Origin of the sequence: Pseudomonas sp. MAG002Y, assembly GCF_019400845.1 — a bacterium.
Lineage (GTDB): Bacteria > Pseudomonadota > Gammaproteobacteria > Pseudomonadales > Pseudomonadaceae > Chryseomonas > Chryseomonas luteola.
On sequence record NZ_WOEJ01000009.1, the window covers coordinates 1 to 21,064 of the forward strand.

Genomic DNA, 21,064 nt, shown 5'->3' on the forward strand with positions numbered 1-21,064 from the left:
CTGAGACTGAGACTGAGACTGAGACTGAGACTGAGACTGAGACTGAGACTGAGACTGAGACTGAGACTGAGACTGAGGCTGAGGCAGTGTCGGCTGATGATGTCGATCCGGTAGTCGAGTCCTCTGCGATCAGTACGGCCGAGCCCGTTGCACAGGCTCCTGCTATTCCAGTTGACGATGAGCTTGACAGCGAGATGGTGGCCATCTTCCTGGAAGAGGCGGTCGACCTGCTTGATAGCGCTGGGCAGGCACTTGAGCGTTGGTTCAAGGAGCCGACCAACCATAACAATCTCTGGATTCTGCAGCGCGACCTACATACTCTCAAGGGCGGGGCGCGGATGGCTGATATCGAGCCCATCAGCCTTTTGGCCCATGAACTTGAGACGTTATACGAGGGGCTTGTTGACGGTCGTTACCAACCAAGTGACGACTTAAAACCGCTGCTCCAGCGTTGTCATGACCGCTTGGCTCAGCAGCTTGACCAGTTGCAGAATCATCAAGCGCTTAGTCAGCCTGATGACCTGGTCAATGCGATTCAGGCCTATCGGCAGGGTATACAGCGGACGCAGCAGGTCGAGCAGGATGAAGACGCTGCGTATTCCGAGGACACGTCAACGTCAGAGGTACAACCTTTCGAGCCTCTGGACGAGGCTGACGAGGAACTGATCGATATTTTCCTTGAGGAAGGTTTCGATATTCTTCAAAGCGCGGCAGGTTCTCTGCAACGTTGGCAGATGGATACGCATAACAGCTTTGAACTGGAAGCCTTGCAGCGTGACCTGCATACGCTCAAGGGCGGTGCCCGTATGGCTGACATCACACCCGTCAGCGATTTGGCCCATGAGCTTGAATTCCTATACGAAGGATTGAGTGCAGGACGCCTCCGTTCGAGTGAGCACTTGTTTGGCCTTCTACATCAAAGCCACGATCTGTTGCTTGAGATGCTGGAAAGTGTCCGTAATCGCCAACCTGTACCGTCTGGCCAGCGTCTGGTGGAGGCCATTCATGCTTTCCGTACCAGCACGGATCAGCAGTTGGAGCAGCCTGTCAGCATTACATTGCCGCCTGCTCAAGTAGAAGACTCCGATGAAGACGAAATTCTGGAGATCTTTATCGAGGAGGCTGAGGACTTGCTCACCAATATGGAGTTGGCGCTCCATCGTTGGGAGGAAGTCGAAGGCTCGAATGAGGCCGTTGATGATCTGCTGCGCTGCCTGCATACCTTGAAAGGTGGTGCTCGTCTCGCAGGCCAGTTCGCACTGGGTGACCAGGCCCACTTGCTTGAACAGGAGCTGGGGGACGCCAGCCCATTGAACGGGCCCGTTGCCTCGGACCGTATTGTTGAGTTGAAAGGCAAGGCCCGTGACGGCTTGGCTGATCTAGGGGCACGAATTGCGGACCTGCGTGAACATTTCACCGCAGCGCCCATGCCTGCATTGGCTGTAGCGATTGAACCTGAACCAGTGAGCGAGCCCGAGCAACCTCTGGAGGTGCTTGCCCCTGTCATGGCCGCCGCACCGCAAGAGTCCAATGATCAGGTTCAGGTGCTGCCTTTCGTACAACGGGCGCAGAAAGCGGCGCGCAAAGACAGTAACCGTCGAGCTCCTCAGGAATTGGTACGCGTTCCGGCTGATCTGCTTGAAAACCTGGTTAATCTGGCCGGTGAGACTTCCATTTTCCGAGGTCGTGTCGAGCAGCAGGTTAGTGATATCGGTGCCACGCTCAGTGAGATGGAGGCGACCATTGAGCGGGTCCGCGATCAGTTACGTCGCTTGGATACCGAAACGCAGGCCCAGATCCTCAGCCGTCACCAGGATGAGCATGAGCGTGCGGGCTATGAAGAGTTCGATCCATTGGAAATGGACCGATACTCGCAACTGCAACAGCTGTCCCGCTCCTTGTTCGAGTCGGCGTCTGACTTGCTCGATCTGAAAAACACACTGGCATCCCGTAACCGTGATGCGGAGACCCTGCTATTACAGCAGGCTCGCGTCAACACGGAACTTCAGGAGGGCCTGATGCGTACGCGCATGGTGCCTTTCGACCGTATGGTTCCACGTCTGCGCCGCGTTGTTCGGCAGGTGGCGGGTGAGCTGGGAAAGCAGGTTGAGTTTGAGGTAAACAACCCCGAAGGCGAAATGGATCGCAATGTGCTGGAGCGTATTGTCGCTCCGCTCGAGCACATGCTGCGTAACGCGGTAGACCATGGTATCGAAAACAGTGAAGCACGTAAGGAAACAGGCAAGCCCGAAACGGGCAATATCCACCTCTCCTTGAGTCGTGAGGGCGGTGATATTCTGCTGACGCTTTCTGACGATGGCCGTGGTATCGATTTGTCTGCGGTACGTCGCAAAGCCATAGAGCGCGGCCTGATGGATGAGGGCAGTGAGCTTTCCGAGCAGGAAGTCATGCAGTTCATCCTGGAGTCGGGCTTCTCCACCGCTGCACAGGTGACTCAGATTTCCGGACGCGGCGTTGGTATGGACGTGGTCCACTCCGAGGTTAAACAATTGGGTGGAACCATGGGTATTCACTCGGTTGCAGGAGAGGGAACGACCTTTTCGATCCGTTTGCCCTTTACGGTGTCGGTCAACCGGGCACTGATGGTGCACTCTGGCGAGGACCTGTATGCAGTTCCGCTGAACACAATCGAAGGTATCGTTCGTGTGTCGGCGACGGAGCTGGAAGCTTACTATCAGGCCGGTGCTCGTTCCTTCGAGTATGCAGGCCAGACGTATGAGCTGAAATACTTGGGTGAGCTGCTGGAAAATGGGCAACGGCCTAAACTGATCAACCAGCCGCTTCCCTTGCCGGTTATTTTGGTGCGCTCGAATGACCATGCCGTGGCTATACAGATTGACAGCCTGGCCGGTTCGCGAGAGATCGTAGTAAAGAGCCTGGGCCCACAGTTTACCGGCGTGCATGGTATCTCTGGCGCTACGATTCTAGGGGATGGTCGAGTAGTCGTGATTCTTGACCTGCTGGCCTTGATTCGCAGCCGCTATGCTCGTGCCGTTGGCGCGCCGGCCGACCTGTCTATTGCGATCGACTATGCCGTGGAGACCGAAGTTGAGCGGCCGACACTGGTTATGGTGGTTGACGACTCGGTTACGGTTCGCAAGGTGACTAGCCGTCTGCTTGAACGGAGCGGGATGGACGTGATTACCGCTAAGGATGGCGTGGATGCGATTGCTCTACTTCAGGAGCGCAAGCCCGATATCCTGTTGCTTGATATCGAGATGCCGCGGATGGATGGCTTCGAGGTGGCTTCACTCGTGCGTCACGATGAGCATCTCAAGGACCTGCCTATCATCATGATTACGTCACGCACAGGCGAGAAGCACCGTGATCGTGCTTTCACTATTGGCGTAAATCATTACCTAGGCAAGCCGTACCAGGAAAATGAGCTTCTCAATCACATCCAACAGTTGGTCAAGGTAAATGACTGAGAAAGCAATAGTTCGAGTTGCCATTCTGGCTGATACCTCGTTGCAACGGTATGTGTTGCAACAGGTATTGGCTGGCAACGGCTATCAGGTGGTATTCAACAGCGATCCGACGCGCCTTGATGTGGAAGCCTTGCGAGCCTGTGAGACGGATCTTTGGCTGGTGGATCTGGCTGAGTCGGAAGACTCCAACGTGCTGGAGGATCTGCTTGAACATACCTCTACGCCTGTCCTCTTTGGAGAAGGCCAGGCACCTGAGTTCAGCTCGGATCTTTTCCCGCGCTGGGAGCGCCGTCTTATTACCAAGCTGAAGCATTTGGTGGGTGATACGACCGAGGCAGTTGGTCCGAGCCTTCAGGCGCTTCTGGCTGATACCGAGCGTCCGGAGCGACTGAGTTTGCCAGCGTCTCTGGCCTCAACACCCTTGCAGATGGGGGAGTCTGCCAAAGAGGTATGGCTGTTGGCCGCATCGCTGGGCGGACCGGATGCAGTAAAGACTTTTCTTGACGCTTTGCCAGGCGGACTGCCGATTGGCTTTCTTTATGCGCAGCATATCGATGCCAATTTTGAGGCGACACTTCCAATGGCGGTAGGTCGCCACAGTCAATGGCATGTACAAATTGCGCAGCCGGGACTTGAGGTCAGGTGTGGTGAGGTCATAGTCGTTCCAACACAGAACGAGCTGAGCTTTCGTAATGATTCCAAGCTGGATGTCCTGAGCCGCAAATGGCCGGAGCCCTATACGCCTTCGGTCGACCAGATGATGCTCAATCTGGCTCAACATTTCGGTTCGCGTTGCGGCATGATCATTTTTAGTGGCATGGGTAATGACGGTAGCAGCTCAGCAGCCTATATGCGCCGAAGAGGTGCGGAGATATGGACTCAAAGCGCCGACAGTTGTAGTTGCGCCAGTATGCCAGAGACACTTCGAGAGGCAGGATTCTCTTCGTTCACGAGTGATCCGCGGGGGCTGGCCGAAGCACTGGTCAACCGCCTAGCCAAGCAGCATGCTCATTGAAAGGAGTTCCTATGAGCCAAACACCAGCACTCACAAGCACACCTGAAAACCTGACAGGACTGCTGCTTTCCCTTACGGACCGCACGCTTTTGCTGCCTAACGTTGCTGTGGCTGAGCTGATACCGTATCGTCCGGTTGCCAAGCTGGCTGATCAGCCTGACTGGTGTTTGGGGCAGGTAGCGTGGCGAGACCTTCGGCTCCCGCTGCTCAGCTTCGAAGCCGCCTCGGGAGCGCCGTTGCAGTTTGACCGTAACAGTACGTCAGCCCGGGTCGCGATCATCAATGCCTTGGGAGGGCGTGCTCATGTGCGTTTCCTGGCCATCCTCGTGCAAGGTATTCCACGTTCCATGAGAGTTACACCTGACCTTGAGTCGGCTGATGTTCCTCTGGATCCTCTGGAGCTGGCAGCTGTGAAGCATCAGGGTAGTGTAGTGAAGATTCCCGATCTGATTGCGCTGGAAGAAAAGCTGGCTGAAATCGGAGTGATCTAATCAGAAAGCCCGGTTGAGACCAGGCTTTCTAACCTTCTAGAAGTCTCCCCAAAGCTGCTGTGCTACAGCCAGCGCCACAACCGGCGCTGTTTCAGTCCTGAGTACACGCGGTCCCAGACGTGCAGAAACAAAACCGGCCTTTTGGGACTCTGCCACCTCGTTATCAGTAAGACCACCTTCTGGGCCTATCAGAAAGGCGAGACTAGAGGGTGGCGTGTGGCTGGTAAGCGGCTCCGCAACGGGATGAAGTACAAGCTTCAAATCGGCCTCGACCTTTCCAAGCCACTCGGCTAGCGTGACGGGGGCATGGATGATAGGGAGGGTTGAACGTCCGCACTGCTCACAGGCGCTAATAGCGACCTGCTTCCAATGTAGAAGACGCTTGTCGGCTCGCTCATCTTTCAGGCGCACCTCGCAGCGCTCCGTCATGACAGGAGTGATTTCGGCGGCGCCCAGTTCTGTCGCTTTTTGTATAGCCCAATCCATTCTTTCCCCTCGGGAAAGACCTTGCCCTAAATGGACACGAAGCGTTGATTCCTCCATTCCGGAAAAGCGCTCCTGTATGTCCACGTGCGCCGATTTTTTCCCGATCTCGGTTAGCACTCCCTTGTATTCATAGCCAGACCCATCGAATAGCTGTACGGCTGTACCCGAGGTAAGACGTAATACACGTCCCATATAATGAGCCTGTGCTTCAGGGAGGATCTGTTGCCCGAGCGAAAGGGGAAGGTCGACGTAAAAGCGAGATAGGCGCATTGGCAGTCACAGGTTTAGAAAGCAGTCGCTGCCTATTATTACTGACCCATGAGCTGAAGGCACGGCTTGATTCAATTAGGTAAGTAGAATCTAGCCACTGAACGCGAACAAGCTATGAGTAACACTGTTGCGCCTTGATCGTTTCGGATCAAGGCGCAAGCGACAGATCAAACCGACTGTTTTGCTGCCAATGGCGGCTGGGCGAAGCGGACGCCCGCCAGACCATGGGTGATCAGCGAACGGATGTTGGCGTGGTCAGCACCTTCAGGAGTCGCAATAACGCTACGGTAATGCTCCCCAAAGGCCAGCAGGGCTTCCTGTGTCTCGAAGCTCTCCAGCAGCGCAAGGCCTAGGGTTTTGCAGGAGCCTTCATTTTGGCCAGCTGCGTTTTCTACCGAACCATTTACAAAGGCTTGAGGCGTGTAATCATAGTGCTCTGCAATGAAAGCCAAAGTATCGGCGAACAGATGCTCATCACTACGAAGCCGAGCGCGAAAGGTCTCGAGGGGAGTCATGGCTTGGCACTCTCCTTGAAAGCAGCAGCCTGTTCAGGTGTGGCTTCCTTCTGGTAAAGCGATTTCCACTCGGCATACGGCATTCCATAGACGGCCTCACGTGCATCGTCCATGCTCAGTTCCACGCCCTTTTCATCCGCCGCCGCCTTATACCATTTCGATAGGCAGTTCCGGCAAAAGCCTGACAGGTTCATCAGGTCGATGTTTTGTACGTCGGTACGCTTGCGCAAATGTTCTACTAGTGTACGAAAGGCCGCAGCCTCCAGCTCAATGCGCTCTTGTTCGGTCATGGATCGATTCCTCCAAAAATGAATGCCTGGGACAATCAGGCATTCTTCGAATGACGCAGGTGGCGGCCACCATTGGCCGTAACCGTACTGCCTGTTGTATAGGTGGACTGCAACAGATAGGTCACAGCCTCGATGATCGGCGCGGCTCCAGGCTCATACGGAAGTAGAGCCTTTTTCAGCGTAGCCTTCTGATAATCAGCACTGCTGTCTTCTTTGAAAATGAGGAGACCGGGAGCAATGGTATTCACTCTGACAGTCGGTGCGAGCTTTTCAGCGAACGACAGTGTCATGTTACTCAACCCCGCCTTGGTCGCTGCATAGGCGATGTGATTCTTGCTGCCTCGGGAGGCACTGTCGTCACAAATGTGGATGATATCGGCGCGCATACTGGCAAGCAGGAGCGGCTCCAGAGCCAGGTTCAGGTGATACGGCGCTTCGAGATGCACCTGATACATGGTCTGGAAATGATGAAGCGAGTCGTCCAGCCAAAGCGATGCATTATGAATGATGCCGCGCAGGCTTTTGGCGTAAGTGAGTACATAGTCGATAAACTGTTGCCTGTCTTCAACGGAGGTCAGGTCTACCTGAAAAGGGTAAACATTTTCCAGCGTCACCAGCTCGCCAGGATCGTTGCGGTACGTGGCTACGATCTCATACCCCTGACTGCTCAATGTTTTGGTCAAGGCAAGGCCGACTCGTTTATTGGCGCCCGTGATAATCAGCGGGGCAGCAAACGTGTGATGCATGGGATGGGGCTCCGACAGACGAAAGGGCTGTCTGTTAGAGATTCGATACTCTGCAGACAGCTTTCGATTATCGCAAACCCTTCACCATCGTGACATCATGAATGACGAGTCGTAGCAGGCCGGAGTGTTCTCCGGCGAGCCTGCGAGGCATCACTGTTGAGCCAGCCGGAAAGCAGGCGAGTTACCCAGGGGATAAAGAAGCACACCATGGTAGGGGTCAGGATCAGGGTGCTGAGCAATATTCTGGGTACCAGTGGCAACCCAGCCAACCTGTCGCCTAACAAGGCATTGAATAGCAGCGATACAGGAAAGAACGCAAGCCAGACAGCAATGCTTTGCTTCCAGCGAGGAGGTGTGCGGCGGGCATCGCCAAACCAGGTATCAAGGCCCTGTGCACGAAGCTCCTGCGGCTGCTCGAAGAGATCCTTGCCCCGCTCAAGCCAGTGCTGACGCGTCGAGGAGTGCTCCCACGCACCTAATGTCTGCTCATTAGAAAAACGAAACACGATCTGGACTTCATTATCGCCTGGCGGTGGGGAGAGGACGCCCGATCCAAGATAGCCTTCATAGCAGGTCGCCAAGCGCTCACCTTCGCGGAGCCATTCGAGAAAATTATCGTAACAGCCATCGGCGACACGGCGAGCCACCATCAGGGTGACGGGATGCATCATAGAACTCTCCACATGCAACTATCCGGATAGGACGGTCTGATCACACAGCGCCGGGTAGGCACTGCGGTCGAGAACAGGAAGCGAATCGGTTTGGAGTGCTTCGATCGCCTGAGTATCAGGCTGTGCAAGCATATACAAGGTTCATTCCATTTGCGTTAAATGCCGATGAGCGCTGGCTAGACCTAAGTAGTAGGCGTCATGTCAGTGCAAGAAGCGCTGTGTGTGAACCAAAGGGCAGCATGGTAAGGTTAGGCATACCAGTGATTAAGGAGGTGTCATGAAAGTCGCCATTTTATGTGGCTCCGTTTACGGCACGGCCGAGGAGGTCGCCAGGCACGCCAAGCAGATTCTGGAGGCAGGTGGGCATGAGGTCTGGCTCAATTTGCGTGGAGGACTGGACGATTTGCTGGCTTTCGATGCCGATGCGTTTCTTGCCGTGACATCGACAACCGGAATGGGAGAGCTGCCGGACAACGTACAGCCGCTTTACTATGCGCTGCGCGATACGCTTCCGGATTGGCGTGGCAGGCCCGCAGCCGTGATCGGTTTGGGGGACGCCAGCTACGGCGATACTTACTGTGGTGGTGGTATGCAAATGCAGGAGCTATTTGCCGAGCTTGGACTGCAGGAAGTGCTGCCTATATTAAAGCTCGATGCCAGTGAAACCGTTACTCCCGAAACAGACGCGGAGCCGTGGCTGGATCTTCTGATAACAGCCTTGATCCGCTGAGGGGAACGGCAGTCTGCTAAGTCATCAGGCGCTAATGGCTTGATGACTATGTTGTCATGGCAGACTTTAATTCAGGATATTCAGACTCAAGTATCCATTTTGCCGAATTGTTCCAGGCTGACTTCCCGCATGAGATCGAGCCAGGCTCTTGCCGCCCGGGAAAGGTATGCACCACGCCGCCAGATAAAGGAGGCGTCCCACCGGAGGTCAGGTTGGGTCAGAGGAATGCGTACGACATCGGGACGTATCAGCTTTTGGGCCACGATTCGGGGTAGGAGAACAACGCCTTGTCCTGCTGCTGCCAATGCTATCAGAAAGTCCGCCTGTCCACTTCTGCCACCTTCTTGGGGCGTAAAGCCCGCTTCGCGGCACGCCTGTAACAGTCGATCGTTCAAGGTATAGCTCTGCTGATATAGCAAGAAGGGCGTAGCGGCCAGCTCCGCTAATGCCAGTCGGGGCCTATTGGCCAATGGATGAATACATGACAGCACGGCATCCAAAGGCTCATTGCAAAAAGGTTGATAATCAAAAGAAGGATCATTAGGGGTAAGACAGCCACCAATCTCTATATCACCCTTGATGACCAACTCCTCCATGAGCTTGCTGCCACCTTCCACCAAGTGAACCGTAATTTGCGGATAGCGCTTACGGTAGAGGGAAAAGGGGGCTGCAAACAATGTTTCTGCACCCAGAATGGGTAGCCCAACGCGCAGTTGTCCTTGACCCAGGCGGGCCAGATCATCCAGCTCCGTCAGCATTTCGCGGTGTTGGCGCAATATGTGCTCAGCATGTTTGAGCACAACATGTCCTGCATCGGTCAATTGTAGGGCGGGGCCTGTCCGATCCAGCAGACGCAACCCCAGACTTTGCTCCAGATGGGCAATCTGCTTGCTGACGGTCGATTGAGTCGCGTGAAGCACGCGTGTACTGGCAGTAAAACCGCCCTGGCGTACAACCTCGACAAACATGCGGAGTTGTTTGAATTCCATTTTGGAATGGCTCTGATTCTAATAATTCGCTTCTGGGATAGTAAGGCCGGGCGTATCCTTGAAGCCAGTTAAACGTAATGGATGTCTTATGGTTCCCCGTTACATGCGGACGCTGGTTGAGTTGGCTGTATTGTTAGGTATCTGGTGGCTAGGCGGATGGCTTGGGCAGTATTTCGGTTTGCCTATCCCAGCAGGTGTTCTAGGTCTGGCGATCCTTCTGCTATCTCTTGCGCTGCGAGTGATAAAACCAGAGTGGCTTGAAAGCGGTGCCCGTGTGCTGGTCGGTGAGATGCTGCTGTTTTTCATCCCAGCGCTGATGAGTCTGCTTGATTATGGGCCTCTTGTCCGGGAAGAGGGCATCCGTATTCTTATGGCGGTGTGCTTCAGCACGCTTCTGGTCATGATCAGTACCGCTTTGACGGTGGAATGGATGTTTCGTCGCAGGAGCCGCCAGGATGCTTGATTGGACTGGCGTGTTCTGGCTGCTTCTGACGTTGGGTGGGTATATCCTGAGCCGGATGATTTACAAGCGCATCAAGTGGTATGTGCTGGCCCCTATTGTCTTTGTGCCGACTATTCTTTACCTGATTGCCATTCCGACAGGCACGAGCTATGCGCAGTATTCCCACTACACCGGTTGGCTGATCGGCCTGCTTGGGCCGGCTACCGTCGCGTTTGCCGTACCGATCTGGCAGCAGCGTCGACTTCTGGTCCGTTATTGGCGAGCACTTATGGCCGGCATTGTAGTAGGCAGCTTTGTGTCAATCTTCAGCTCTTGGGCATTGGCCCATTTGCTGGCTTTGGAAGCGCCTGTCACGTTATCCCTGCTGCCACGCTCGATTACGACACCGTTTGCCATGCCTATGTCCAAGGATCTGGGGGGCGTACCTGAACTGACCGCTGCTTTCGTATTGGTCACAGGTGTTTTTGGCGCTGTGGTGGGTAGCCTTCTTCTGCGCTTTCTTCCGTTGCGCTCTGCTCTGGCGCGAGGTGCGATGTTTGGCGTAGGTGCCCATGGTGCCGGTACAAGCCGCGCTTACGAAGTAGGCATTGAGGAGGGGACAGTGGCCGGACTGACGATGGTATTGACCGGCTTGTTCAATCTGCTGGGCGCCCAACTGCTGATCTGGGTGCTTTGATGGAGGGGGTGCATCCTTGCACCACGTTCATCCTTAAACCTTGAAATGAGATACCAAGGTATTCAGCTCAACAGCCAGGCGCGACAGCTCTTGGCTGGCTGCCGTGGTATCACGAGCACCTTCCGAGCTCTGGACTGACAAATCCCGAATATTGACTAGATTGCGGTCTACTTCACGAGCTACCTGGGCCTGTTCTTCGGCTGCGCTGGCAATGACTAGGTTGCGCTCATTGATCTCGCTGATGGCGCGGGTGATTTCTTCCAGCGCTTCGCCGGCACGACGAGCCACTTCCAGCGTAGAACCTGCTCGGGTCGTGCTGGACTCCATTGAGTTCACGGCCTGCTCAGTGCCATTCTGGATACTCATGATCATTTGCTCAATTTCACGAGTCGACTCCTGGGTACGATGCGCCAGAGCTCGTACCTCGTCGGCGACGACAGCGAAGCCGCGACCTGCCTCTCCCGCACGGGCCGCTTCAATCGCGGCGTTGAGTGCCAGCAGGTTGGTCTGGTCAGCCAGGCCACGAATCACATCAAGCACCTTGCCAATATCGCGCGATTGACTGGCAAGTTCACCGACCAGACATGCGGTCGTCTGAACCTCCGAGGTCATGTGCTCAATGGACGAAACGGTCTCCAGCACGCGACCCTGACCTTCCTGAGCCGCGCTGGCAGAGTGCTTGGAGGCTTCGGACGTTGTCATGGCATTGCGAGCCACTTCTTCTACTGCCGAGCTCATTTCCGTTACGGCCGTTGCAGCCATCTGGATTTCGTCATTCTGGCGATTCAGGCCACGTGCACTCTCGTCAGTAATGCTGCTGAGCTCTTCGGAGGCGGCAGCCAACTGACTCGAAGAGCCTGAGATGCGCTCTAACGTATGACGCAGTTTTTCCTGCATGGTACGCATGGCCATCAAGAGACGAGCGGGCTCATCCTTGCCGGTGACCTGAATGTGCTTGGTCAGGTCACCGCTGGCAATTTCTTCAGCCGCACGCAGGGCCTGATCAACCGGCTGCACGATGCTGCGCGTCAGCAGCCAAGCCAGGAGTACGGTCAGTAATGCGACGATGACCAACAAAGTAATAGCGGTAGCGACAGAGGTGGAATAGCTCTGGGCGGCATTCTGATTCATTTCCTTTGTTGCGTCAGTATTGTACTGAATGAGCTTGGCCAGAATAGCGTTAATGGCATCAGAGTTTTTAAGTAATTCTTCGTTCAGAACGATCTTGAGTTCATCAAGCTGGTTAGCCGAAGAAAGCTCCAACATACGATTTTTCAACTGAAGGTAATCACTCCAGAGCTTTCGAAATTCGCTGTATAAAGCACGTGTAGTATCTGATGAGATTAACCTTTCATAGTTAGCGCTAGCTGTTTCGACTTGACTAGTGCGCTGATCAAACAGTGCCAACGTCTTTTGTAGATTCTCTGGCTCACGGTTGATAAGCAAACGGTATGAAAGGACGCGTAGGCGCAGGGTTAATGATGTAATGTCATCAAGGCTCGTTACGCTAGGAAGTACGTTCTGCTCAAAAGTAACACTGTTCTGGCGTATATCACGCATCTGATAGAGCGAGAAAATGCCTAGAAAAAGAGTGAGTACAGCTATGAACGCAAACCCCAGGAAAGCACGAGGTGCGATATTTAAGTTACGAAGGGTCATTGCTTAGGTCCTGCTAAGTACAGCGTAAAGGAGGTTGCTTGACTATCGGCTGTGCTTGGCAGGACTTGATACCCGCCTGGCTGGAGATAGAAGGTTCTGACTGTTAAGGCATGTTTCCACACCTATCAATGAAGACGGCGGCGACTATCACTCAGCGCGGCCAGGCGACGGCTCAGGTGCAGTTGCTCGGCTGGGTCATCGCTTAACAATAGGGCATGCTCAAGGTCATAACGCTGGGCCTGAGGGCAGTCCAGTCGGCTATACAGTTCTGCACGAGCTAGATGATCCGAGACGCTGGGCGGCCCTACTTCCAATACCCGCTGCGCATCTTTCAGGGCTGCCAATAGTTGGTTATCAAATTCATGCAACTGACGAAGGTTTCGAGACAGTCTCTGGAGCAGTTCGCGAGGCTGAGCAGTGCGTAGGTGCTGCGCTTGCAGTTGGGCATGTGGACCAAACTGATAGGCGAGCAGTCCGCGGCAATCCTTGGAATAAAGTCGTCTTCCACTGGTGGGGTCAAGCAGGTGATCCGCCTCAGGGACACGTAGCAGGAAATGGCCTGGAAAGTTGACGCCAACCAGAGGAATGTCCAGTCTGCGGGCCAGCTCCATCGCGATCATTGATAAGGAAAGTGGCTGTCCCCTTCGACGAGCCAGCACCTTGTGCAGCAACGCTGCCTGAGGCTTCATCGGCCAGTCATCGGCGTGAAAACCCAGCTCGATCATCCGACGTACGAGCTGCTGCGCGCGCTCGGCGGACGAGCCTTGATGATCAATAGCTGCCTCGACAGAAGGGATGAGATCCGTCAGAAGATGCTGGGCCATTTCAGGCTGAAAGGTCAGGTCATGTTCAGCGGCTATCCAGAGTGCTGCCTCAAATACAGCAGGTGGCTCACGGTTGAGCGCATCCAGGCAGGCTTGGCGCGGTAACTCCATCGCAATCTCCCAAACCCCATGCCACAGCAGGGTAAGCGCAGACAAACAGCATCCAGATCATAAGGGATATGGACTTTATTATGTTTGACAAGTTTAGACCGCTTCTCGAGTGATGCACCGCTCTGCTCAGACAAGCAGAACGGCCAAGGAGGAAAGTCTATTTACCCAATGGGGTGAAAAGCGCTTCGATATCCGATTCCGACATTCGCCAGTCGGCTGTGTTCTCCTCAAGAATCCCTGCGGCAATGCGGGATTTCTCATACTGCAATTGCTGGATTTTCTCTTCCAGGGTGCCTCTTGCAATGAGCTTGTACACAAAAACCGGCTTATCTTGCCCTATGCGATAGGCACGATCTGTGGCCTGGCTCTCCGCCGCCGGGTTCCACCAGGGGTCGAAGTGAATCACCGTGTCGGCCGCAGTCAGGTTGAGTCCCGTACCGCCTGCTTTAAGGCTCAACAGGAAAACCGGGGCCTCACCGGACTGAAACTGTTCGACAGGCGTACGGCGATCCTGGGTTTCACCGGTAAGGGTGACATAGTCGATCCGTCTTTCATCCAGCGCCTGCTGGATCAGCGCCAGCATGGAAGTGAACTGCGAGAACAGCAGGACACGACTGCCATTGGCCAATAGGCCTTCGAGCAATTCCAGTAAGCCGAGTAGCTTTCCAGACGACTTGGCGGATGTTTCGTTGCCGTTGACCAGTCGGATATCGCAGCAGACCTGGCGGAGTTTCAGCAGTGCATCAAGAACGATAATTTGGCTTCTGGCCAAGCCTTTCTTGGAGATTTCGTTACGGACCTTCTCATCAAGTGCAACACGTACCGTTTCATAAAGATCGCGCTGTGGCTGAGTCAGCTCGACCAACTGGACAATTTCCGTCTTGGGTGGCAGCTCGCTGGCTACTCGCTGTTTGGTACGACGCAGAATGAAAGGCTTTACTCGTCCCTTTAATTGGGCGAGGCGTTGGGTGTCGCCATTTTTTTCGATCGGCGTTCGGTAGTCGCGCTTGAAGTCCTTTATATCGCCTAACCAGCCTGGCATCAGGAAGTGGAACTGAGACCAAAGCTCACCCAGATGATTTTCCAGCGGGGTGCCCGTCAGGCATAGACGGTGTCGCGTATTGAGTCCCCGCGCCGCTTGCGCCGCTTTGGTTGCCGCATTCTTAATGGATTGTGCTTCATCCAATACCAGAAGATGAAAGGAGAAGCTGGCCAACTGCTCGGCATCGCGCGGTAGCAGGGCGTAGGTAGTCAGGATGATATCGTGCTCAGGTATCCGCTCGAACAGGTTACGCCGTTGAGTACCGTGGAGGGCCAGTACTTTCAGCTCAGGTGTGAACTTGGCTGCTTCGTCCTGCCAGTTGGGTATTAGGCTGGTAGGCATGACGATCATGGCAGGGCTGGTCAACCGGCCAGCCGTTTTCTCGACCAGGATATGAGCCAGGGTTTGCAAGGTCTTACCAAGACCCATGTCATCGGCCAGGATCCCGCCCACATCCAGCTCGCGAAGTGCCTGCAACCAAGCCAGGCCATCGCGCTGATACGGTCTTAACTCGGCACGCAGGCTTTCCGGGACGTGCAGGGGCGAAGCTGAGTAATGGCGTAGTCGATGGGCGAAGTTTCTGAGCTGCTCACCACCCTGCCATGTCAGTGGGATATTTTCTTCAAGTTCAGCCAGCCGTGCGGCGTCCAGATGAGACAAACGTATCTGCTTGGTATTAACAGGTAACGAATGCCCATGCAGTTCCATGAGTGCGGCAAGCAAGGGCTTTAGTCTACATAGAGACAGGGCGATACGTGCGGGGCGTCCTTGCTTGCGTGCAGCAGGGCTTTCCACGCGGAGCAGCAGGCGCTCATCGTCAGAGCGTCTGGCCAGTGCTCCCGGTTCGAATAATTGGGGATCCCGCCGGATAAGATCGATCAGGATAGGCAGCAGACTGACGCGCCGCCCTTGTACGACGATGCCGAGCTCCAGATCAAACCATTCATGATCAGGCGCCTCCTCAATTTCGCCGTACCAATTCTCCACCTCGGTCAGCTCAAAGGCGAATTCTGGACGCATATCTATCTGCCAGCCCGCTTCACGCAGCTGCGGAAGTGTGACTTCGATAAAGCGCAGCCAACTGGAGTCATCAGGCATTTCAAACATCTCGCCCGCATCTTCGGGCAAGGCTGCGCTTCGCCGTGTCGCTACTCGGAGGCCTGCGTCCTGTAAGACTTGTCGTAGGCGCTGCTCGGCTTCACTGTGGCGTGTTGGCAGCGTTGCCGCGCTACTACGACCCGGTACAGGCTTGCCGAACACTTTTTTGCCGTCATAAAGAAACGCCAGGGCAGCCCTGTGGCGGGTGACGGGGCGCATGCGTGCGGTTTGCCGATCATAGTCAACCTGTGTGTGGCTACCCAATACCAACAATGGCTTGGGCGGCTTGACCAGATTGATGGCTGTCTCGGCTGCTTCGCGGCGAGGAGGAGGGCTGCCGGCCCGCTGAAGGCGCTCCAGCTCGAACAGCACGGCAGCAGTATGCTTGCAGTTTCTGCCAGCCCCACATGTGCACCGGCCATCAACAAACCAACCTCTTGGACCAGGCTTGAGCGTGATGGATTGGCGGTAATCCAATCCTGAAGGACTGCTGCATATGGCATAGACCAGCCCATCGGCGGCTGACCGGACCGTGGCGTAACCTTCTTGAGCATAGCGCCGGCCACGCTCATAGTTGCGCTCAGTAAAGGAGCCTTTCCAGTCTTGCCAGTGCAGATGGTCGAAACGTAGACGCATATGAAGCCTGTAACACGAAGCACAAACGGGTAATTGTGCCACAGACCGAAAGCGTCCCCGTACTGAAGTCGCTCAGGTTGCTCAAATAGATATCACTTAATTACGACAGCATGGCTTATCTAAAGAGTCTGCTGTTAAGCGCTGGTTTCAGATTGGCTTGATTTAACCCTTCCATACTTCAGGATTAACCAAATCCTGTGGCCGATTGCCGCTTAAGGCGGCTGTCAGATTGGAGACGGCGCGCTCTGCCATGGCATACCGTGTCTCGTGAGTCGCTGAACCAATATGCGGTAAGGTGACGACATTCTTCAGCGAAAACAGGGGCGATGATGAAAGCGGTTCCTGCTCAAAAACATCCAGGCCTGCGCCACGAATTTGCTGGTTGGAAAGCGCCTTGATTAGAGCTGCTTCATCAACCACTGGCCCGCGCGCAATATTGATCAGAATACCGCTGGGCTTCATGAGCCTTAGTTCACGTGCGCCGATCATCTGGCGAGTGGACTCTGTCAGAGGGACTACCAGGCAAATAAAATCGGATTCCTGAAGCAGAGCTTCAAGGTCTCGATACTCTGCCTTGAATTCTTTCTCCAGTTCGGGCTTGCAGCTGCCTGCATGATAAAGAATCCGCATGTCGAAGCCGAAGTGGCCGCGCTTTGCAATGGCTGCACCTATGCGACCCATACCTACGATTCCCAGCGTCTTTCCATAAACGTCCGTACCGAAATGCTCTTCCGTTACGCCTTTTGTCCATTGCCCTGCCTTGGTGTAGGCATCCAGCTCAGGCAGGCGGCGAGCGGTACTCATCAGCAGAGCAAATCCAAGGTCTGCTGTGGTCTGGGTCAGTACATCGGGGGTGTTGGTCAGTAGAATGCCCTGCTCGGACAGGTAGGGCACGTCATAGCTGTCATATCCAACCGAAACGCTGGAAATTACTTCCAGGTTTTCTGCATGTTGCAACTCATGGCGGCCTAGTGTCTTGCTGGCACCAATCAGGCCGTGTGCGTGAAGGAGGGCATGCTGGAACTGCTCATCGACATTGCCCTGAGTATCAATGACGGTGACGTTAAAGGCTTCGCTCAACTGTTGAACCAGTGGAGCGGGAAGACGATTATAGATAACGACATTCTTTCTCACGGGCAACGGATCTCCGTTAGGGTTTAGTCTCTTTAGACTAGACCAGCAGCGACATATTGAGGGCGTATCGAATAATCCATCAGGAAGCGCTCAAGTTGCTCTTGCTCCGGTTGCTCATTGAACTCCACACCCAATGCCTCGCGGTGGATTCCAGTTGACGCCAGCCATAAGCAATCAATGTTGGCCGAAACTGCACCCGGTACGTCGGTGACCAGTGAGTCACCCACAAACAGCAGCTTGGTGGCGCCTAAAGTTGCCAGTTCTCGTTGAGCACAAAGAAACGCATAGGGATCAGGCTTTCCGTACCAGCGCACACTTCCGCCCAGCGAAGCGAAGTAGTCGGCCAGCTTACCGGCGGCGTAGTAGGGTAGGCCGCCAGAAACTACTGTGCGATCAGGGTTGGCGCAGAGAAACGGTAAATGCATGAAGTCCTTGAGCGGGGCCTGACGAAGCGCCAGCTCATCCTGAGGGAAGCTCCCTACGCCTAGGATGAGGGATGCCTGTTGGATGTCGGTCACGAATCGGCTGCGTATGTGCTCGGGCCAGCCAGTCTGACCTTCGCCAGGTCCGGTCAGATAGATACCCCCCTGTGCCAGCGCTGATTCCTGGCTAATCGCGTCGATGGCCAGTTGCCCTGAGGTCGTTATACCGGCAAATTGCTCCCGAGCGATACCCAGTTCAACCAGGTGATCCGTCATGGAAGCGGCATCACGGGATGCGTTGCTCAGGAACCAGACGGGCTTGCCTTCGGTTGCACGCCGTGCCAGCCAGTTCTGCGCACCGGGAAAGGCGTCGTAGCCGTCGATCAGTACCCCCCATAGGTCGAGAATAAATCCATCGTACTGATCGCATACAGCATCCAGATCAGAATGGGAGACAAGGTGAGGAAGGGGCGTGGATGGCGTCATGGAAAATAACGTCCTGATAAGGTTGCAAAAGCTGAAAGGAGCCAGGGTACCTGCTTTAGCGATTGAGATCACTTCGGCCTAGAAAGCACAACACCGGCGCTTGGCCGGTGTTGTTGAATCTGGAGACAAGAGGACCCTTATTTTTATTTTTTCTCTTGGCTCAGCTCAGAGCGATTAACGCGCTACAGCGTTAGTGCTCTTGGTCTGTGGTGCGTCGACGCGACCGTAAACGTCTTCGTAGCGAACGATATCGTCTTCGCCCAGGTAGCCACCTGATTGTACTTCGATGATTTCCAGCGGTACCTTGCCAGGATTGGCCAAGCGATGTACAGACGTCATCGGCAAGTAAGTGGACTGGTTTTCGGTCAGCAGGAAGGTCTTGTCATCGCACGTGACCTGCGCTGTGCCAGAGACCACGATCCAGTGCTCGGCGCGGTGGTGGTGCATCTGCAGAGACAGCTGAGCGCCTGGTTTGACAGTGATACGCTTGACCTGGAAGCGCTGACCCATGTCGACGGAATCGTAAGAGCCCCAAGGACGGAACACTTCCAGATGGCTCTTGACCTCTTGGCGACCTTGCGCTTCGAGCTTGTTGACCACCTTCTTGACGTCTTGGACCTTATCCTTGTGTGCGATCATGACCGCATCTTTGGTCTCTACAACCACGACATCTTCGATGCCGATCAGGGAGACCAGCTTGTTGGTGCTGTGAACGAGGCAGTTACGGGCCTCGTGCAGAACCACGTCACCTTTGGTAACGTTGCCATCGCTATCCTTGTCATGCACATCCCAAATGGCTGACCAGGAGCCTACATCGTTCCAACCGGCAGACATCGGAACCACACAAGCGCGAGTGGTCTTTTCCATGACAGCATAGTCAATGGAGTTGTCCGGGCAGACGGCAAACGAGTTGCGGTCGATAATGATGTGATCGCCATCAACCTGGCTGCGCTCAAGCGCAAGCAGGCAGGTATCGTAAATATCAGGATCGTGCAGCTTCAGCTCTTCCAGGAAGCGGCTGGCGCGGAAGATGAAAATGCCGCTGTTCCAGTAGTAATCGCCTGACTCTACGTATTGGGTGGCACGAATGGCGTCTGGCTTCTCTACGAAGCGCTCGACGCGATTGACCCCTTCAGGCAGGTTAGCTGAGTGGGTTGCCTTGATATAGCCGTAGCCGGTTTCCGGACGCAGTGCAGGAATGCCGAACAGGACCATTTCGCCTTTTTCAGCGGCTTCGGTGGCCGAATTCAAGGATGCTTTAAACGCATCGATATCTTCAATGACATGGTCCGCTGGCAGAACAAGCATCAGCTCGTCTTTGCCGTCGGCCAGCAGTTTCATGGCAGCAATCGCCACGGCAGGAGCCGTATTGCGACCAAACGGTTCCATGATCAGTGATTGAGGCTGGCACTTAAGGGCTTTGAGCTGTTCCTCAACAATGTAGCGGTGCTCAATGTTGCAAACAATCAAGGGCTGCTGCATGCGCTCTTCGCAGGCCAGTCTTGATATGGTTTCCTGGAAAAGGGTCTTTTCGCTTGCCAAAGCCAGGAACTGCTTTGGATACATTTTTCGAGATAGCGGCCAGAGTCGTGAACCGCTTCCCCCGGAAAGAATCACTGGAATCATGGCATTCTCCTTCAGCGCTTGCTGAGTTGTAGGTCGCAGTCCCTTCGGGCGGGACGAAGCGTCCGTGCTTCTATTTCCTGCCTAAGCAGGGTTATGAATAAAAATAAAAAGCCAAGCTAATTAATTAGCTTTTTTAGTTACAAATTAGTTACAACTTATATGCAGTACATCACCGGCAGGCTAATAAGCATTGAACTGCTTTACCCAAATGATGATCGTTACCGCTGATTAGAATGATAATTTAGGAAGATGGCTAGAGTGATTCCTTTTTGCCATCAAGGTCTTCATTGACATGGTGCTCTTAAAAAAGTTCATTAAAGCCTAAACACTTGAAGATGCCAGGGCAGGAATCAACTGTAGTAACGCTAGTCCCTGTGAGACTTCTTTTCTGTGAAACGTTCACTAAAAAAGATGGCTTCTTTTCTTTTTGTGATCTGGGTCAAGCTCTCGCTAAGCAGGGCAGCCCTTGATCAGAGCTGCCAGAACTGGATCGCCGTTAGGCTTGAGGCGCAATGAAGAGCTTGATAGGCGTACCCATGTAGGAGGAGGGAATCTGCTGGTTGGGTTCTATGGTTGCAATAACGACGTAGGTGCTTCCCGCTGCTTCGAGTGTTAACGATGTGATCGTACCTGATCTTGGCTGTTGCTCGTCAAAAAGATAGAAGTCAACTGACGAGCCGGGCAGCACAAGACGATACTCATCGAATTCGAATCGTCCTTCGATTTGTAATGCTGCTCCGCTTTCCTTTACAAGCCCGGTAGCACCTCTGCCTAGCCGCTTTTGGGCAAACGCCGAGTCGATCATATGACTGACGGTAACGTCATCGTTAAAGCGATAAGCCTCGATCAGATATTGAAGCGCAGAGAGTTCTCTGGGGGCGAGGTTATAAAAGGCGCAGCCTACCCGACCTGTATCCCGATCAATAGATTTGATTTCAAATGCTACGTCGATAGCAAGACTGAGGGAGTTGATTGCAAAAAGGAGTTTGCCCTTGAGGTTATCGCCCGTATGAGCAGTAATAGACTTTGAAATAAAACTAAATCCGCCTGTGGAAAGCTCAAGCAATTGATGCTCCATGCCTTCACGGTGGGCGCCTTGATAACGGATCCTGGCGGGCAACTGAACGCGCAGGTGCTGCCTTTGTATGGAACTGATGTCGGGTGCGCTCATTGGATCCATCTCCACTGTAAAGTTCTTGTCTTGCTAAAATTCCAATAAAGGTAAGCAGACGAAG

General features: G+C 54.3%; 19 protein-coding genes and 1 pseudogene. 6 read left to right on the top strand and 14 right to left on the bottom strand.

Translation table 11 applies throughout. The annotated features are described in order from the left end of the window. The 3 genes from GM154_RS13975 to GM154_RS13985 all read left to right on the top strand — a co-directional run. Nucleotides 1–3,449: Hpt domain-containing protein (locus GM154_RS13975; protein ID WP_219652550.1), on the top strand; the 3,449-nt coding region annotated here is incomplete at its 5' end. Next, nucleotides 3,442–4,464, top strand: a complete 1,023-nt coding sequence (locus GM154_RS13980; protein ID WP_010795383.1) for a chemotaxis protein CheB — start codon at nt 3,442–3,444, stop codon at nt 4,462–4,464. The genes GM154_RS13975 and GM154_RS13980, both read left to right, overlap by 8 nt. An 11-nt stretch (nt 4,465–4,475) precedes the next feature. Next, nucleotides 4,476–4,955 carry a chemotaxis protein CheW gene (locus GM154_RS13985; protein ID WP_010795382.1) on the top strand — a complete coding sequence of 160 codons (480 nt, stop codon included), beginning with the start codon at nt 4,476–4,478 and terminating at the stop codon, nt 4,953–4,955. Between the two features lie 36 nt (nt 4,956–4,991). Here the strand turns inward: GM154_RS13985 and GM154_RS13990 are convergent, their stop codons facing one another. From GM154_RS13990 to GM154_RS14010, 5 genes are all read right to left on the bottom strand, one after another. Continuing rightward, nucleotides 4,992–5,711 carry a 16S rRNA (uracil(1498)-N(3))-methyltransferase gene (locus GM154_RS13990; protein WP_010795381.1) on the bottom strand — a complete coding sequence of 240 codons (720 nt, stop codon included), beginning with the start codon at nt 5,709–5,711 and terminating at the stop codon, nt 4,992–4,994. Nucleotides 5,712–5,878: 167 nt separating this feature from the next. Further along, nucleotides 5,879–6,226, bottom strand: a complete 348-nt coding sequence (locus tag GM154_RS13995) for a HopJ type III effector protein (protein WP_219652551.1) — start codon at nt 6,224–6,226, stop codon at nt 5,879–5,881. Beyond that, nucleotides 6,223–6,516, bottom strand: a complete 294-nt coding sequence (locus GM154_RS14000; RefSeq protein ID WP_019364360.1) for a DUF1244 domain-containing protein — start codon at nt 6,514–6,516, stop codon at nt 6,223–6,225. The genes GM154_RS13995 and GM154_RS14000 overlap by 4 nt, the downstream gene beginning before the upstream one ends. A 35-nt stretch (nt 6,517–6,551) precedes the next feature. Further along, nucleotides 6,552–7,262 carry a dihydromonapterin reductase gene (gene folM, locus GM154_RS14005; protein WP_150346823.1) on the bottom strand — a complete coding sequence of 237 codons (711 nt, stop codon included), beginning with the start codon at nt 7,260–7,262 and terminating at the stop codon, nt 6,552–6,554. Between the two features lie 95 nt (nt 7,263–7,357). After that, nucleotides 7,358–7,930, bottom strand: coding sequence for an antibiotic biosynthesis monooxygenase (locus GM154_RS14010; RefSeq protein ID WP_219652658.1), 573 nt, complete (start codon nt 7,928–7,930; stop codon nt 7,358–7,360). A 280-nt stretch (nt 7,931–8,210) separates the two neighbouring features. On the opposite strand from GM154_RS14010, the gene GM154_RS14015 reads away from it, so the two are divergent. Continuing rightward, the gene (locus GM154_RS14015) at nt 8,211–8,663 is read left to right on the top strand and encodes a flavodoxin (protein WP_219652552.1); all 453 of its coding nucleotides are present in this window, start codon (nt 8,211–8,213) and stop codon (nt 8,661–8,663) included. An 86-nt stretch (nt 8,664–8,749) separates the two neighbouring features. On the opposite strand, the gene GM154_RS14020 is transcribed toward GM154_RS14015, so the two are convergent. Beyond that, a complete protein-coding gene (locus GM154_RS14020) occupies nt 8,750–9,652 on the bottom strand; it encodes a LysR family transcriptional regulator (RefSeq protein WP_219652553.1) in 903 nt (300 codons plus the stop codon). 88 nt (nt 9,653–9,740) lie between these two features. Here GM154_RS14020 and GM154_RS14025 point away from each other — a divergent pair, with 88 nt between their 5' ends. After that, on the top strand, nt 9,741–10,115 hold the full coding sequence (locus GM154_RS14025) for a CidA/LrgA family protein (RefSeq protein ID WP_010795374.1): 375 nt from the start codon (nt 9,741–9,743) through the stop codon (nt 10,113–10,115). Then, nucleotides 10,108–10,791 carry an LrgB family protein gene (locus GM154_RS14030; protein ID WP_125887754.1) on the top strand — a complete coding sequence of 228 codons (684 nt, stop codon included), beginning with the start codon at nt 10,108–10,110 and terminating at the stop codon, nt 10,789–10,791. Before GM154_RS14025 ends, GM154_RS14030 begins: the two co-directional genes overlap by 8 nt. 33 nt (nt 10,792–10,824) lie before the next feature. Here the strand turns inward: GM154_RS14030 and GM154_RS25980 are convergent, their stop codons facing one another. From GM154_RS25980 to GM154_RS14065, 8 genes and pseudogenes are all read right to left on the bottom strand, one after another. Continuing rightward, nucleotides 10,825–11,703, bottom strand: a complete 879-nt coding sequence (locus tag GM154_RS25980) for a methyl-accepting chemotaxis protein (RefSeq protein WP_374940322.1) — start codon at nt 11,701–11,703, stop codon at nt 10,825–10,827. Beyond that, nucleotides 11,683–12,450, bottom strand: a pseudogene (locus GM154_RS25985) (MCP four helix bundle domain-containing protein); the annotation flags it as partial. The gene GM154_RS25980 and the pseudogene GM154_RS25985, both read right to left, overlap by 21 nt. Before the next feature lie 125 nt (nt 12,451–12,575). Continuing rightward, on the bottom strand, nt 12,576–13,385 hold the full coding sequence (locus GM154_RS14040; RefSeq protein ID WP_219652659.1) for a SirB1 family protein: 810 nt from the start codon (nt 13,383–13,385) through the stop codon (nt 12,576–12,578). Between the two features lie 157 nt (nt 13,386–13,542). Further along, entirely contained in the window at nt 13,543–16,161 is a 2,619-nt protein-coding gene (locus GM154_RS14045) for a DEAD/DEAH box helicase (protein WP_219652555.1), read from the bottom strand. A gap of 162 nt (nt 16,162–16,323) precedes the next feature. Continuing rightward, entirely contained in the window at nt 16,324–17,295 is a 972-nt protein-coding gene (locus GM154_RS14050) for a D-glycerate dehydrogenase (RefSeq protein ID WP_219652556.1), read from the bottom strand. A 32-nt stretch (nt 17,296–17,327) separates the two neighbouring features. After that, on the bottom strand, nt 17,328–18,203 hold the full coding sequence (locus GM154_RS14055) for a TIGR01459 family HAD-type hydrolase (RefSeq protein WP_219652557.1): 876 nt from the start codon (nt 18,201–18,203) through the stop codon (nt 17,328–17,330). A 174-nt stretch (nt 18,204–18,377) separates the two neighbouring features. Beyond that, entirely contained in the window at nt 18,378–19,829 is a 1,452-nt protein-coding gene (locus tag GM154_RS14060; RefSeq protein ID WP_019364371.1) for a mannose-1-phosphate guanylyltransferase/mannose-6-phosphate isomerase, read from the bottom strand. A 496-nt stretch (nt 19,830–20,325) separates the two neighbouring features. Then, a complete protein-coding gene (locus GM154_RS14065; protein ID WP_219652558.1) occupies nt 20,326–21,000 on the bottom strand; it encodes a PilZ domain-containing protein in 675 nt (224 codons plus the stop codon). Nucleotides 21,001–21,064: the final 64 nt, after the last annotated feature.

Excerpts from the sequence above, each read along its gene's own strand:
- GM154_RS13990 (WP_010795381.1), bottom strand. The coding sequence starts at position 5,711 with ATGCGCCTATCTCGCTTTTACGTCGACCTTCCCCTTTCGCTCGGGCAA.
- GM154_RS14000 (WP_019364360.1), bottom strand. The coding sequence starts at position 6,516 with ATGACCGAACAAGAGCGCATTGAGCTGGAGGCTGCGGCCTTTCGTACA.
- GM154_RS14055 (WP_219652557.1), bottom strand. The coding sequence starts at position 18,203 with ATGACGCCATCCACGCCCCTTCCTCACCTTGTCTCCCATTCTGATCTG.
- GM154_RS14030 (WP_125887754.1), top strand. The coding sequence starts at position 10,108 with ATGCTTGATTGGACTGGCGTGTTCTGGCTGCTTCTGACGTTGGGTGGG.
- GM154_RS14060 (WP_019364371.1), bottom strand. The coding sequence starts at position 19,829 with ATGATTCCAGTGATTCTTTCCGGGGGAAGCGGTTCACGACTCTGGCCG.
- GM154_RS13995 (WP_219652551.1), bottom strand. The coding sequence starts at position 6,226 with ATGACTCCCCTCGAGACCTTTCGCGCTCGGCTTCGTAGTGATGAGCAT.
- GM154_RS14020 (WP_219652553.1), bottom strand. The coding sequence starts at position 9,652 with ATGGAATTCAAACAACTCCGCATGTTTGTCGAGGTTGTACGCCAGGGC.
- GM154_RS14010 (WP_219652658.1), bottom strand. The coding sequence starts at position 7,930 with ATGCATCCCGTCACCCTGATGGTGGCTCGCCGTGTCGCCGATGGCTGT.
- GM154_RS25980 (WP_374940322.1), bottom strand. The coding sequence starts at position 11,703 with ATGGCCATGCGTACCATGCAGGAAAAACTGCGTCATACGTTAGAGCGC.
- GM154_RS14040 (WP_219652659.1), bottom strand. The coding sequence starts at position 13,385 with ATGGAGTTACCGCGCCAAGCCTGCCTGGATGCGCTCAACCGTGAGCCA.
- GM154_RS14065 (WP_219652558.1), bottom strand. The coding sequence starts at position 21,000 with ATGAGCGCACCCGACATCAGTTCCATACAAAGGCAGCACCTGCGCGTT.
- GM154_RS14045 (WP_219652555.1), bottom strand. The coding sequence starts at position 16,161 with ATGCGTCTACGTTTCGACCATCTGCACTGGCAAGACTGGAAAGGCTCC.
- GM154_RS14015 (WP_219652552.1), top strand. The coding sequence starts at position 8,211 with ATGAAAGTCGCCATTTTATGTGGCTCCGTTTACGGCACGGCCGAGGAG.
- GM154_RS13985 (WP_010795382.1), top strand. The coding sequence starts at position 4,476 with ATGAGCCAAACACCAGCACTCACAAGCACACCTGAAAACCTGACAGGA.
- GM154_RS14025 (WP_010795374.1), top strand. The coding sequence starts at position 9,741 with ATGGTTCCCCGTTACATGCGGACGCTGGTTGAGTTGGCTGTATTGTTA.
- folM (WP_150346823.1), bottom strand. The coding sequence starts at position 7,262 with ATGCATCACACGTTTGCTGCCCCGCTGATTATCACGGGCGCCAATAAA.
- GM154_RS13980 (WP_010795383.1), top strand. The coding sequence starts at position 3,442 with ATGACTGAGAAAGCAATAGTTCGAGTTGCCATTCTGGCTGATACCTCG.